This is a genomic window from Pseudomonas sp. MWU318, assembly GCF_016756945.1.
GTDB classification, from domain to species: domain Bacteria; phylum Pseudomonadota; class Gammaproteobacteria; order Pseudomonadales; family Pseudomonadaceae; genus Aquipseudomonas; species Aquipseudomonas putida_A.
On sequence record NZ_JAESJL010000004.1, the window covers coordinates 371,900 to 384,621 of the forward strand.

The following is a 12,722-nucleotide window of genomic DNA, read 5'->3' on the forward strand; positions in this document are numbered from 1 at the left end:
GGTTACGCCTTCTTCTGGTGTTGAGCCAACGCAGCTTTTACGAAACCGCTGAACAGCGGGTGACCGTCACGTGGCGTCGAGGTGAACTCCGGGTGGAACTGGCAAGCGACGAACCATGGATGATCCGGCGCTTCGACCACTTCAACCAGTGCGGCATCAGCGGAGCGACCGGAGATTTTCAGGCCGGCTTCGATGATTTGTGGCAGCAGGTTGTTGTTCACTTCGTAGCGGTGACGGTGACGTTCAACGATCACGTCCTTGCCGTAGCAATCGTGCACCTTGGAGCCGGCTTCGAGCAGGCATTCCTGAGCGCCGAGGCGCATGGTGCCGCCCAGATCGGACGCTTCGGTACGCACTTCAACGGCGCCGGTGGCGTCTTCCCACTCGGTGATCAGACCCACGACCGGATGGCCGCTGGCGCGATCGAACTCGGTGGAGTTGGCGTCTTTCCAGCCCAGCACGTTACGGGCGAACTCGATGACCGCCACTTGCATGCCCAAGCAGATGCCCAGGTATGGAACCTTGTTTTCACGAGCGTACTGAACGGCAGTGATCTTGCCTTCGACGCCGCGCAGACCGAAGCCGCCCGGAACGAGGATCGCGTCGACACCTTCGAGCAGCGCAGTGCCCTGGTTCTCGATGTCTTCGGAATCGATGTAACGCAGGTTGACCTTGGTACGGTTGGTGATGCCGGCGTGACTCATCGCTTCGATCAGCGACTTGTAGGCATCCAGCAGCTCCATGTACTTGCCGACCATCGCGATGGTGACTTCGTGCTCTGGGTTGAGCTTGGCATCGACGACCTTTTCCCACTCGGACAGGTCGGCGCCATTGCATTGCAGGCCGAAACGCTCGACGACGAAATCGTCCAGACCCTGGGCATGCAGCACGGCCGGGATCTTGTAGATGGTGTCGACGTCTTCCAGGGAGATCACCGCACGCTCTTCAACGTTGGTGAACAGCGCGATCTTGCGACGCGACGAAACATCCACCGGATGGTCGGAGCGGCAGATCAGCACGTCTGGCTGCAGGCCGATCGAACGCAGCTCTTTGACCGAGTGCTGGGTTGGCTTGGTCTTGGTTTCGCCGGCAGTGGCGATGTACGGAACCAGGGTCAGGTGCATCAGCATCGCGCGCTTGGAGCCGACTTCCACACGCAACTGACGGATGGCTTCGAGGAACGGTTGCGATTCGATGTCGCCAACGGTACCGCCGATTTCCACCAGGGCCACGTCGGCATCGCCGGCACCCTTGATGATGCGACGCTTGATCTCGTCAGTGATATGCGGAATCACCTGGATGGTTGCACCCAGGTAGTCACCACGGCGCTCTTTGCGCAGCACGTGCTCGTAGACACGGCCAGTGGTGAAGTTGTTGTTCTGGGTCATGGTCGTGCGGATGAACCGCTCGTAGTGGCCCAGATCCAGGTCGGTCTCGGCGCCGTCGTGGGTGACGAACACTTCACCGTGCTGGAACGGGCTCATGGTGCCCGGATCGACGTTGATGTACGGATCCAGCTTGAGCATGGTGACCTTAAGTCCCCGCGCCTCCAGGATGGCTGCCAATGAAGCCGAGGCAATGCCTTTCCCCAATGAAGAAACAACACCGCCCGTGACGAATATGTAGCGCGTCATGAAAAACCCTAGAAGTCTGCGTTAAAGCGGTACGAGCCGCCGGGGAAAGCGAAGGAAGGCCGAAGCCCCCGATCACCTGCATTAATCACAGTGCACCTTTCAAAAAAACCGCCGCGTTGGGACAGACCGGCAGATGAAACACCGGTACGTTGCTCGCTACACATTTTTTGGAATCGCCCAGCAAAGACTGCTTGGTAATCGGCAACTCCTGCAATTCAGGCGAATCCACAGAAGTTGTATCAAGAAGGGAGCGTAGTCTACCGGAATGCCCCTTTCATCTCAAACCTTGATCTTCGTCTGTTGGCTGCCAATGCAATTTCCAGCCGTCCTGCCCCTGCCCGTCAAGCCCCGGCAGGTTCGCCACCGCGAGCAATTCTGCGCCGCGAAACAGCAGCGGCAATCTGCCACGGACGAAGCCCGGCACCCCGCGCTCATTGAGCAGGCGCTTGAGATCGCGATGGCCGCGCTCCGCCAGATGCATTACCTCGCCGCCCTGCCGATAGCCAATCCGCAATGGCCCGACGGGAGTCTGCCCGCTGAACATGACACGCCCGTTATTCGCCAAGCGCAGCGCTGTCGACGGGTCAGGCCACTCACCACTGCCCGTCGGCGCTCGCAGCCAGTCGCCGCTCAACCACCAGAGCCGGCCGGCGCTGCGATGCAGTTCGCCATCGGCCAGACGCCAGACCGGGGATGCATCGTTGGCAGCACCGCACAGGTCGTCCCAACCCGACCAATGGTCAGTGTCGGGCAGCCGAGTCAGCGGTTGGAGCCAGTGGCTGAGTGCGTTGCGCTGACGAGCGGCGGACAAATTCGCCAGCGGCGCCAGCTCCAGCGATGGCAAGCCCAGCCATGGAAACTCGCTCGGCGTGGAGGCTTGCGCCAGATCGAGCTGCGCCAGCTCATCGAGCAAGCTTTGCGCCTCACGCAGGTGCGCCGCGCTGCGGACCATGCTCGCCTGCGCCTGCGGCCAGCGCGCGGTTAGCAACGGCAGCACCTGATGACGCAGGTAATTGCGCGAGAAATGCCGATCCTGGTTCGACGGGTCTTCAATCCAGTGCAACTGATGCGCGCGTGCGTAAGCCTCAAGCTCGGAGCGCGTGATATCGAGCATTGGCCGCAGCAGCGTGCCCTGCCCCAGCGGTCGCTGCGCCGGCATCGCCGAAAGTCCGCGAACACCGGCACCGCGCATCAAGCGAAACAGCAGGGTTTCGGCCTGATCATCACGGTGTTGCCCGGTCAGCAGCACCTCATCCGCCTCGGTCAGCGAGGTGAACGCCGCATACCGCGCCTCCCGCGCTGCCCGCTCCAGACTGGCGCCGGGTTGTACTGACACCCGAATCACTTGCAAAGAAACGCCCAGCGCATCACAGACCGACTGACAATGTTCCGGCCACACATCGGCCGCAGCCTGAAGGCCGTGATGGATATGGATGGCGCTGAGCGCCGGCAGGGAATGGTGTCTGGCGAGATGGGCCAGCAGATGCAGCAGGACAGTGGAATCGAGACCACCGGAGAAGGCGATACGCCAGTGAGCGGCGTTGCGCCAAGGCTCAAGACTCAACATAAGCCGCGACGGCAAATCACTCTTCGAAGGATTCATAGAGAGGGTCGCTTCTTAAAAACCCTGTAGGAGCAGCCGCAGGCTGCGATCTTTTGACCTTGATAGAGCAAAATCAAAAGATCGCAGCCTGCGGCAGCTCCTACAGGGGTGCTCGCAGTCGACTTAGAGACCGTAGCTCATCAGACGATCGTAACGACGCTTGAGCAGCGCTTCGTTGTCGAACTTCTTCAGCATCGCCAGTTGCGAGCTCAGCTCGGCACGGATCGACGCAGCAGCAGCGGCCGGATCACGGTGGGCGCCACCCAGTGGCTCGCCGATTACCTTGTCGACGATACCCAGGCCTTTCAGGCGCTCGGCAGTGATGCCCATCGCCTCTGCGGCGTCCGGCGCTTTTTCGGCGGTTTTCCACAGAATCGAAGCGCAACCTTCCGGCGAGATCACCGCGTAGGTCGAATATTGCAGCATGTTCAGCTGATCGCAGACACCGATCGCCAGTGCACCGCCGGAACCACCTTCACCGATAACGGTGGCGATGATCGGGGTCTTCAGGCGCGACATCACGCGCAGGTTCCAGGCGATAGCCTCGCTCTGGTTACGCTCTTCAGCGTCAATGCCCGGGTAAGCACCCGGGGTGTCGATGAAGGTCAGGATCGGCATCTTGAAGCGCTCGGCCATCTCCATCAGACGGCAGGCCTTGCGGTAGCCTTCCGGACGCGGCATGCCGAAGTTGCGGCGTACCTTCTCGCGCACTTCACGGCCCTTCTGGTGGCCGATGATCATCACCGGCTGGTCTTCCAGGCGTGCCACGCCGCCCACAATGGCCGCGTCGTCGGAGAAGTGACGGTCACCGTGCAGTTCGTCGAACTCGGTGAAGATGTGCTCGATGTAGTCGAGGGTGTACGGGCGTTTCGGGTGACGCGCCAGGCGTGCGATCTGCCAGCTGGTCAGCTTGCCGAAGATGTCTTCGGTCAGCGTGCGGCTCTTGTCCTGCAGGCGGGAGATCTCATCGCCGATATTCAGCGAATTGTCATTACCGACCAAGCGCAACTCTTCGATCTTGGCTTGCAGGTCGGCGATCGGCTGTTCGAAATCTAGAAAATTCGGGTTCATAGGCGTCCGTCTTGGGTCGTGTCCCAAATGAGCTTGGGCCGGCCGGTTGTCTATTCGCGCCCTACCTTAAGGGAGAGGCGCGCTGAGGTCGAGATTAAAAATTCAGGTTGCGGGCAAGCGCAATGATGGCACTTGCCGGTCAACGGTATTGGAGGAAGACGTTGTCTCGCCCGAACTGGTCACGCAGGGCTTGAATCAACGCATCCGCCGGGTCGATTCGCCAGGTCTCGCCGAACTGCAGCAAGGTCTTCGCATCGGGACTGGTGTACTCCATGGTGATCGGGCACGCCCCGCGGTGACGCTTGAGCAGCTCACCCAACCAGCGTAGCTGATCGCCTTTCAAGTCCTGAGTGTGCAGCTTCAGGCGCAGGCTTTCGGCCAGATTGGTCCGCGCATCTTCCATGCTCATCACCCGCTTGACCCGCAGGCGCAGGCCGCCGGAGAAATCATCGTTGCTGACTTCGCCTTCAACCACCACCATCGCGTCGGTCTGCAACAGCGACTGCGCGGAGTGGAACGCATCGGCGAACAGCGATGCCTCGATCCGCCCCGAGCGGTCGTCGAGGGTGATGAAGCCCATCTTGTCGCCCTTCTTGTTCTTCATCACCCGCAGCGCAATGATCATCCCGGCCACGGTTTGCGTGTCGCGGGCCGGTTTCAGGTCGATGATGCGCTGCCGGGCGAAACGGCGAATCTCGCCCTCGTACTCGTCGATCGGGTGCCCGGTCAGGTACAGGCCCAAGGTGTCTTTCTCACCCTTGAGACGTTCCTTGAGGGTCAGCTCCTTGGCCTTGCGATGCGTCGCGTAAACGTCGGCATCTTCTTCAACAAACAGCCCGCCAAACAGGTCGGCGTGGCCACTGTCGTGGGTACGGGCGGTCTGTTCGGCGGCCTTGATCGCCTCCTCCATCGCCGCCAGAAGCACCGCACGGTTGCGGTCGATGTTGGCCTGATAAGCCTTTTGCTCATCGTGGAAGTACGGGCCGAGGCGATCCAGCGCGCCGCTGCGGATCAGACCGTCCAGCGTGCGCTTGTTGATGCGTTTGAGGTCGACCCGGGCGCAGAAGTCGAAAAGATCCTTGAACGGACCGTCCTGACGCGCCTCGGTGATCGCTTCCACCGGACCTTCGCCGACACCTTTGATCGCGCCGAGGCCATAGACGATGCGGCCGTCGTCGTTCACCGTGAACTTGAACTCCGAAGTGTTCACGTCCGGCGCGTCGAGGCGCAGCTTCATCGTGCGCACTTCCTCGATCAAGGTCACGACCTTGTCGGTGTTGTGCATATCCGCCGAGAGTACCGCGGCCATGAACGGCGCCGGGTAGTGCGCTTTCAGCCAGGCAGTCTGGTACGACACCAGGCCGTAGGCGGCGGAGTGGGATTTGTTGAAGCCATAACCGGCGAATTTCTCCACCAGGTCGAAAATGTTACCGGCGAGGTCGGCGTCGATGTTGTTGGTCGCGCAACCTTCAATGAAGCCGCCACGCTGCTTGGCCATTTCCTCGGGTTTTTTCTTACCCATGGCTCGCCGCAGCATGTCCGCACCACCGAGGGTGTAACCGGCCATGACCTGGGCAATCTGCATCACCTGCTCCTGATACAGGATGATGCCGTAAGTCGGCGCCAGTACCGGCTTGAGGCCTTCGTACTGGTAGTCCGAGTGCGGGTACGCCAGTTCGGCTCGACCGTGCTTACGGTTGATGAAGTCGTCCACCATGCCGGACTGCAGCGGGCCCGGACGGAACAGGGCTACCAGTGCGATCAAGTCTTCCAGGCAGTCGGGCTTGAGCTTTTTGATCAGCTCTTTCATGCCGCGCGATTCAAGCTGGAACACCGCCGTGGTTTCGGCTTTCTGCAGCAAGCTGTAAGTCGGTTTGTCGTCGAGCGGGATAAACGCGATGTCCAGCGGCTCTTCGCCGACCTTGGCACGGTCGCGGTTAATGGTTTTCAGCGCCCAGTCGATGATCGTCAGGGTCCGCAGGCCGAGGAAGTCGAACTTCACCAGACCGGCGGCCTCCACGTCGTCCTTGTCGAACTGGGTTACCAGACCGTCACCGGCCTCGTCGCAATAGATCGGCGAGAAGTCGGTCAGCTTGGTCGGCGCGATTACCACACCACCGGCGTGCTTGCCGACGTTACGCACCACGCCCTCAAGCTTGCGCGCCATCTCCCAGATTTCCGCCGCCTCCTCATCGACCTTGATGAAGTCACGCAGGATCTCTTCCTGCTCGTAGGCTTTTTCCAGGGTCATGCCGACTTCGAACGGAATCATCTTCGACAGACGATCCGCCAGACCGTAGGACTTGCCCTGCACCCGCGCCACGTCGCGCACCACAGCCTTGGCAGCCATGGAACCGAAGGTGATGATCTGGCTCACCGCGTTGCGACCGTATTTCTCGGCCACGTAGTCGATCACCCGGTCACGACCGTCCATGCAGAAGTCGACGTCGAAGTCGGGCATCGATACCCGCTCCGGGTTAAGGAAACGTTCGAACAGCAGGTCGTATTCCAGCGGATCAAGGTCAGTGATCTTCTGCACGTAAGCCACCAGCGAGCCGGCACCCGACCCACGGCCAGGACCTACCGGCACCCCGTTGTTCTTGGCCCACTGGATAAAGTCCATCACGATCAGGAAGTAACCGGGGAAGCCCATCTGGATGATGATATCCAGCTCGAAATTCAAGCGATCGACGTAGACCTGACGCTTGGCTTCGTAGTCTTCGGTGGTGTCCTTGGGCAGCAGCACCGCGAGGCGTTCTTCGAGACCTTCAAAGGACACCTTGCGGAAATATTCGTCGATGGTCATGCCATCGGGAATCGGGAAGTTGGGCAGGAAGTGCGTGCCCAGCTTCACTTCAATGTTGCAGCGCTTGGCGATCTCGACGGTGTTTTCGATGGCGTCAGGAATGTCGCTGAACAGCTCGGCCATTTCCTCGGCGCTTTTGAGGTATTGCTGATCGCTGTAATTCTTCGAACGCCGCGGATCGTCGAGGGCGCGGCCCTCACCGATGCACACGCGGGTTTCGTGGGCAGCGAAGTCTTCCTGCTTGATGAAGCGCACATCGTTGGTCGCCACCAGCGGCGCGCCGAGCTTGTCGGCCAGAGCCACGGCACCGTGCAGTTGCTCTTCGTCGTTGGGGCGATTGGTGCGCTGGATCTCCAGATAGAAACGATCCGGGAACACCGCCATCCATTCGCGCGCCAGCGTCTCGGCTTCGTCCGGGTTGCCACTGATCATGGCCATGCCGATCTCGCCTTCTTTGGCGGCGGACAGCATGATCAGGCCTTCGTTGGCCTCGGCGACCCATTCGCGCTCGATGATGATCATGCCGTTACGCTGGCCTTCGATGAAGCCGCGCGAGATCAGCTCGGTGAGATTGCGATAGCCCTTGGCGTTCATCACCAACAGGCTGATCCGGCTCAATGGCCCGTCCGGATCATTGTTCGACAGCCACAGGTCGGCACCGCAGATCGGCTTGATGCCGGCGCCCATGGCGTTTTTATAGAATTTGACCAGGGAACACATGTTGTTCTGATCGGTGACCGCCACGGCGGGCATGTTCATGCCGGTCAGCGCCTTGACCAGTGGCTTGATCCGCACCAGCCCGTCGACCAGGGAGTATTCAGTGTGCAGGCGTAGATGAACGAATGAAGCCGGCATAGTGATCCTGTCCAGTTACATAGAGACAACAAGGCCCGGATTGTACCGGGCCTCGAACAAAACATCAGCCTTGCGCCTAAACCTGCGTCAGGCCTTCAAGCGCCTCGTAAGCCTGACGCACTGGGGCGAAGGAGCGCCGGTGAATCGGTGTCGGGCCAAGCCGCACCAACGCTTCCAGATGAACGGGCGTCGGATAGCCTTTATGGCCGCCGATGCCGTACCCCGGGTAGATCAATTCGAATGCAGCCATTTCACGGTCGCGGCTGACTTTGGCCAGAATCGACGCGGCAGCGATGGCCGGCACCTTGCCGTCGCCCTGCACCACCGCTTCGGCGCGCATCGGCAGTTTCGGGCAGCGGTTACCGTCGATCATCGCCAGTTTCGGCTGAATATGCAGCCCGGCCACCGCGCGCTGCATGGCAAGCATGGTCGCGTGCAAAATGTTCAGCTCGTCGATTTCCTCGACTTCGGCGCGGGCGATGCACCAGCTCAGGGATTTCTCGATGATCTCGTCGTAGAGCTTCTCGCGCCTGGCTTCGGTGAGCTTCTTCGAATCGTTGAGGCCGAGGATCGGCCGGTTCGGATCGAGGATCACCGCCGCCGTGACCACCGCGCCGCACAACGGGCCGCGACCGACTTCGTCGACACCGGCCACCAGCTCTTCGACTTCGGCAACCAGGGTGAAATCCAGGCCCATCTGCATCGTCTTGCTCATTGTTTCTGACCGATCAGGTTGAGGACGGCATCCGCCGCCTGATTGGAAGCATCCAGCCGCAAGGTACGGTGGATCTCGTCAAAGCCACGGGTCTGTTCTTCGCCGCCTTCGATCAGCGGCGCCAGGGTCTGCGCCAATGCCTCGACTGTCGCATCATCCTGCAACAGTTCCGGCACTAACAGACGCTGGGCCAACAGGTTTGGCAGCGACACGTACGGGCTCTTGACCATGCGCTTGAGAATCCAGAAGGTCAGCGGCGCCAGGCGATACGCAACGACCATTGGCCGCTTGTACAGCAACGCTTCAAGCGTCGCCGTGCCGGAGGCGATCAGCACCGCGTTACACGCCGCCAAGGCCAGATGCGACTTGCCGTCGAGCAAGGTTACCGGCAAGTCGCGGCCAACCAGCAACTCTTCGAGCTGAGCGCGGCGCTCGGCATTCGCGCACGGTATGACGAAACGCAGCCCCGGGCGCATGGCCCGCAGACGCTCGGCCGTATCCAGGAACAGCGCACCGAGACGGCCGACTTCACCACCGCGACTGCCGGGCATCAACGCCACCAGCGGCCCGTCGGGCAAGCCGAGTTCGGCACGCGCTGCGGCGCGATCGGCTTGCAGCGGAATGGTATCGGCCAGCGTATGACCGACGAACCGCACCGGCACGCCTTTCTCTTCGTAGAATTTTGCTTCGAACGGCAACAGGGTGAGCATCAGATCGCAACCTTCGCGAATCTTCAGCACACGCTTCTGGCGCCACGCCCACACCGAAGGGCTGACGTAATGCACGGTTTTGATCCCGGCCTGACGCAGCTTGAGTTCGATGTTGAGGTTGAAATCGGGAGCGTCGATGCCGATGAACACGTCAGGTTTCTCGGCAATCAACGTGGCGATCAGGTCCTTGCGGCGCTTGAGCAACTCGCGCAGCCGTCCGAGGACTTCCACCAGCCCCATGACCGACAGACGTTCCATGGGGAAATAAGACGTCAGGCCCTCGGCCTGCATCAACGGGCCGCCGACACCGATGAACTCGACTGCCGGATGTTGAGCCTTGAGGGCGCGCATCAGACCGGCGCCCAAAATATCACCGGAAGCCTCTCCCGCCACCAGCGCAATACGCAGACTGGCCATGATCAGCGGGTGATGCCGCGAGTCGACGACTGGATCGAGTCACGAAACAGCGCAACTTCCGGGAACTGCACAGCAGGCTCGGCCAATTCGGCCAACGCTTGCTCCACGGTCAGGCCCTGGCGATACACGGTTTTGTAAGCGCGACGCAGAGCATGAATCGCGTCTTCACTGAAACCACGACGGCGCATGCCTTCGAAGTTCATGCTGCGCGCTTCGGCCGGGTTGCCGAACACGGTGACGAACGCCGGAACGTCCTTGCCGATGGCGGTGCCCATGCCGGAAAAGCTGTGGGCGCCAATGTGGCAATACTGATGCACCAGGGTGAAACCGGAGAGGATCGCCCAATCGTCAACGTGCACATGCCCGGCCAACGCGGTGTTGTTGACCAGAATGCAGTGGTTGCCGATCACGCTGTCATGCCCGATGTGGGCGTAGGCCATGATCAGGTTGTGATCGCCCAGCGTGGTTTCCGAACGGTCCTGCACGGTGCCACGGTGAATCGTCACACCTTCGCGAATGACGTTGTGGTCACCGATCACCAGACGGGTTTCCTCACCCTTGTACTTCAGGTCAGGGGTGTCTTCACCGACCGATGAAAACTGGTAGATGCGATTGTGCTTGCCGATGCGGGTCGGGCCTTTGAGGACCACATGCGGTCCGATCACAGTACCCTCGCCGATTTCCACACCTGCGCCGATGATCGACCACGGGCCGACCTCGACGCCGTCAGCCACAATGGCCGACGGATCGATGATTGCGCGAGGGTCAATCAAACTCATAGCTTGCGTTCCGCGCAGATGATTTCAGCCGAGCAGACTGGCTTGCCATCGACCGAAGCCTGGCATTCGAATTTCCAGATCTGACGCTTGCAGCTGATGAACTTGGCTTCCAGGATCAACTGATCACCCGGAAGCACTGGCTGACGGAAACGCAGCTTGTCGGAACCGACGAAGTAGTAAAGGGTGCCATCGGCCGGTTTCACGTCGAGCATTTTGAAACCGAGGATCCCGGCAGCCTGGGCCATTGCTTCGATAATCAGTACGCCCGGCATGATCGGGTGCGCCGGGAAGTGGCCGTTGAAGAATGGCTCATTGATGCTGACATTCTTGTAGGCGCGAATGCGCTTGCCTTCAGTGTCCAGTTCCACCACCCGGTCCACCAGCAGGAACGGGTAACGGTGAGGCAGGTATTCGCGAATCTCGTTGATGTCCATCATTTCGGGGGGAAGCCTATGTAAAGATTGGGAGCGCGACTGACGCGCACTCCTCTAGCAAATCAAGGAGGCAGTCTAGAGGCTGTGCACACTTGATATGGAAATGGTATCAGCCATCAGATGAAGCATTGCTGCCGGGGGTCACTTCCCCGACGCGCTTTTCCAGCTGCTTCAAACGTCGCGCGAGGTCATCGAGCTGACGGATGCGGGCCGCGCTTTTGCGCCATTCGGCCGCCGGTTGCATGGCTGTGCCGGAAGAATAGGCACCCGGCTCGGTAATCGAGTGGGTCACCATGGTCATCCCGGTCAGGAAAACGTTGTCGCAAATATCGATGTGCCCAACCAGGCCGACGCCACCAGCGAGCATGCAATGCTTGCCGATTTTGGTACTGCCGGAGATACCGACACACGCCGCCATCGCAGTGTGATCACCGACCTGGACGTTGTGTGCGATCTGGATCTGGTTGTCGAGTTTCACGCCGTTGCCGATCACGGTATCTGCCAGCGCGCCACGGTCGATGGCGGTATTCACGCCGATCTCGACATCGTCGCCGATGGTCACGCCGCCGATCTGGGCGATTTTCTGCCAGACACCTTTCTCGTTGGCAAAACCGAAACCTTCACCGCCGAGCACGGCACCGGACTGGATCACCACCCGCTTGCCGATGCGCACGTCGTGGTACAGCGTCACCCGAGGAGCCAGCCAGCCGCCCTCGCCGATTTCACTGCGGGCACCGATGACGCAATGTGCGCCCAGGGTGACTTGCGCGCCGATGCGCGCACCGGCCTCGATCACCACGAACGGGCCGATGCTGGCGCTTGGATCAACCTCCGCATCCGGCGCAATCACCGCTGTGGGATGAACACCCGCAGCGGCTTTCGGTTTGGGATCGAACAGGTGAGAGATACGGGCGTAAGCCAGGTAAGGATCCGGCACCACCAGGGCGTTGCCGGCAAAACCTTCGGCATCGGCTTCCTTGAGCAACAGCGCAGCCGCCTGGGAACTTGCCAGGTATTTGCGATATTGAGGATTTGCCAGAAAGCTCAACTGAGCTGGGCCAGCCTCCTGCAAGGTGGCTAGCCCAGTAATTTGCGTCTCGGGGTCGCCACGCAGGGTGGCGCCGAGGAACTCGGCCAACTGGCCGAGCTTGATAGTCACGGTCATGGGTTACTTCAGCTGATTCATGCGCTCGATAACCTGGCGCGTGATGTCGTACTGAGGTTTGACATCGATCACTGCGCCACGCTCGAACACTAGGTCAAAACCACCTTTCTTGATGACTTCTTCCACTGCGCTATCCAGTTTCGGCTTCAGCTGCTTGAGCATTTCGCGGTCGGCAACTGCCTTGGCTTCGTTCAGCTCCTTGGACTGGAACTGGAAGTCACGGGCCTTTTGCTTGAATTCAAGCTCCAGACGCTCACGCTCGCCCTGCTGCATCTTGTCGCCACCGGCCATCAGACGGTCCTGAATGCCCTTGGCGCTGCTTTCCAGCGTCTTGAGCTTGGTCAGTTGCGGACCGAACTTCTTCTCGGCATCCACGGCGTATTTCTTGGCCGCATCGGATTCCAGCAATGCCATCTGATAGTTCAGAACGGCGATTTTCATGTCGGCGAACGCCGGGCCTGCCACCAGTACGGAGGCCAGGAGAACCAATTGAGTCAACTTACGCACGATGCACTCCTACAAAATCCATTGTC

10 protein-coding genes are annotated in these 12,722 nt (G+C 60.4%); all 10 read right to left on the minus strand.

The genetic code is table 11. The features are described 5' to 3' along the window. Nucleotides 1–2: 2 nt before the first annotated feature. Nucleotides 3–1,634: a CTP synthase gene (locus JN524_RS12800; protein ID WP_003222153.1), complete on the minus strand. Its 1,632-nt coding sequence runs from the start codon at nt 1,632–1,634 to the stop codon at nt 3–5. Nucleotides 1,635–1,908: 274 nt separating this feature from the next. After that, complete coding sequence (tilS, locus tag JN524_RS12805) at nt 1,909–3,237, minus strand: tRNA lysidine(34) synthetase TilS (protein ID WP_202369568.1); 1,329 nt, start codon at nt 3,235–3,237, stop codon at nt 1,909–1,911. A gap of 123 nt (nt 3,238–3,360) precedes the next feature. Next, nucleotides 3,361–4,308 (minus strand): acetyl-CoA carboxylase carboxyltransferase subunit alpha, encoded by a 948-nt coding sequence (locus tag JN524_RS12810; protein ID WP_064586192.1) that lies wholly within the window; start codon nt 4,306–4,308, stop codon nt 3,361–3,363. Nucleotides 4,309–4,447: 139 nt separating this feature from the next. Beyond that, the gene (gene dnaE / locus JN524_RS12815; RefSeq protein ID WP_202369569.1) at nt 4,448–7,969 is read right to left on the minus strand and encodes a DNA polymerase III subunit alpha; all 3,522 of its coding nucleotides are present in this window, start codon (nt 7,967–7,969) and stop codon (nt 4,448–4,450) included. A 76-nt stretch (nt 7,970–8,045) separates the two neighbouring features. Further along, the gene (rnhB, locus tag JN524_RS12820; protein ID WP_202369620.1) at nt 8,046–8,672 is read right to left on the minus strand and encodes a ribonuclease HII; all 627 of its coding nucleotides are present in this window, start codon (nt 8,670–8,672) and stop codon (nt 8,046–8,048) included. 8 nt (nt 8,673–8,680) lie between these two features. Beyond that, complete coding sequence (gene lpxB / locus JN524_RS12825; RefSeq protein ID WP_237403037.1) at nt 8,681–9,811, minus strand: lipid-A-disaccharide synthase; 1,131 nt, start codon at nt 9,809–9,811, stop codon at nt 8,681–8,683. 2 nt (nt 9,812–9,813) lie between these two features. Beyond that, complete coding sequence (gene lpxA / locus JN524_RS12830; RefSeq protein ID WP_202369570.1) at nt 9,814–10,590, minus strand: acyl-ACP--UDP-N-acetylglucosamine O-acyltransferase; 777 nt, start codon at nt 10,588–10,590, stop codon at nt 9,814–9,816. Next, nucleotides 10,587–11,027: a 3-hydroxyacyl-ACP dehydratase FabZ gene (fabZ, locus tag JN524_RS12835; RefSeq protein WP_003222142.1), complete on the minus strand. Its 441-nt coding sequence runs from the start codon at nt 11,025–11,027 to the stop codon at nt 10,587–10,589. The genes lpxA and fabZ overlap by 4 nt, the downstream gene beginning before the upstream one ends. 106 nt (nt 11,028–11,133) lie before the next feature. Next, complete coding sequence (lpxD, locus tag JN524_RS12840; protein WP_202369571.1) at nt 11,134–12,189, minus strand: UDP-3-O-(3-hydroxymyristoyl)glucosamine N-acyltransferase; 1,056 nt, start codon at nt 12,187–12,189, stop codon at nt 11,134–11,136. Between the two features lie 3 nt (nt 12,190–12,192). Then, nucleotides 12,193–12,696 (minus strand): OmpH family outer membrane protein, encoded by a 504-nt coding sequence (locus tag JN524_RS12845; protein ID WP_003222140.1) that lies wholly within the window; start codon nt 12,694–12,696, stop codon nt 12,193–12,195. Nucleotides 12,697–12,722 lie beyond the last annotated feature (26 nt).

Coding starts and splice junctions, on each gene's coding strand:
- lpxA (WP_202369570.1), bottom strand. CDS start 10,590: ATGAGTTTGATTGACCCTCGCGCAATCATCGATCCGTCGGCCATTGTG.
- fabZ (WP_003222142.1), bottom strand. CDS start 11,027: ATGATGGACATCAACGAGATTCGCGAATACCTGCCTCACCGTTACCCG.
- dnaE (WP_202369569.1), bottom strand. CDS start 7,969: ATGCCGGCTTCATTCGTTCATCTACGCCTGCACACTGAATACTCCCTG.
- lpxD (WP_202369571.1), bottom strand. CDS start 12,189: ATGACCGTGACTATCAAGCTCGGCCAGTTGGCCGAGTTCCTCGGCGCC.
- rnhB (WP_202369620.1), bottom strand. CDS start 8,672: ATGCAGATGGGCCTGGATTTCACCCTGGTTGCCGAAGTCGAAGAGCTG.
- JN524_RS12810 (WP_064586192.1), bottom strand. CDS start 4,308: ATGAACCCGAATTTTCTAGATTTCGAACAGCCGATCGCCGACCTGCAA.
- lpxB (WP_237403037.1), bottom strand. CDS start 9,811: ATGGCCAGTCTGCGTATTGCGCTGGTGGCGGGAGAGGCTTCCGGTGAT.
- JN524_RS12800 (WP_003222153.1), bottom strand. CDS start 1,634: ATGACGCGCTACATATTCGTCACGGGCGGTGTTGTTTCTTCATTGGGG.
- tilS (WP_202369568.1), bottom strand. CDS start 3,237: ATGAATCCTTCGAAGAGTGATTTGCCGTCGCGGCTTATGTTGAGTCTT.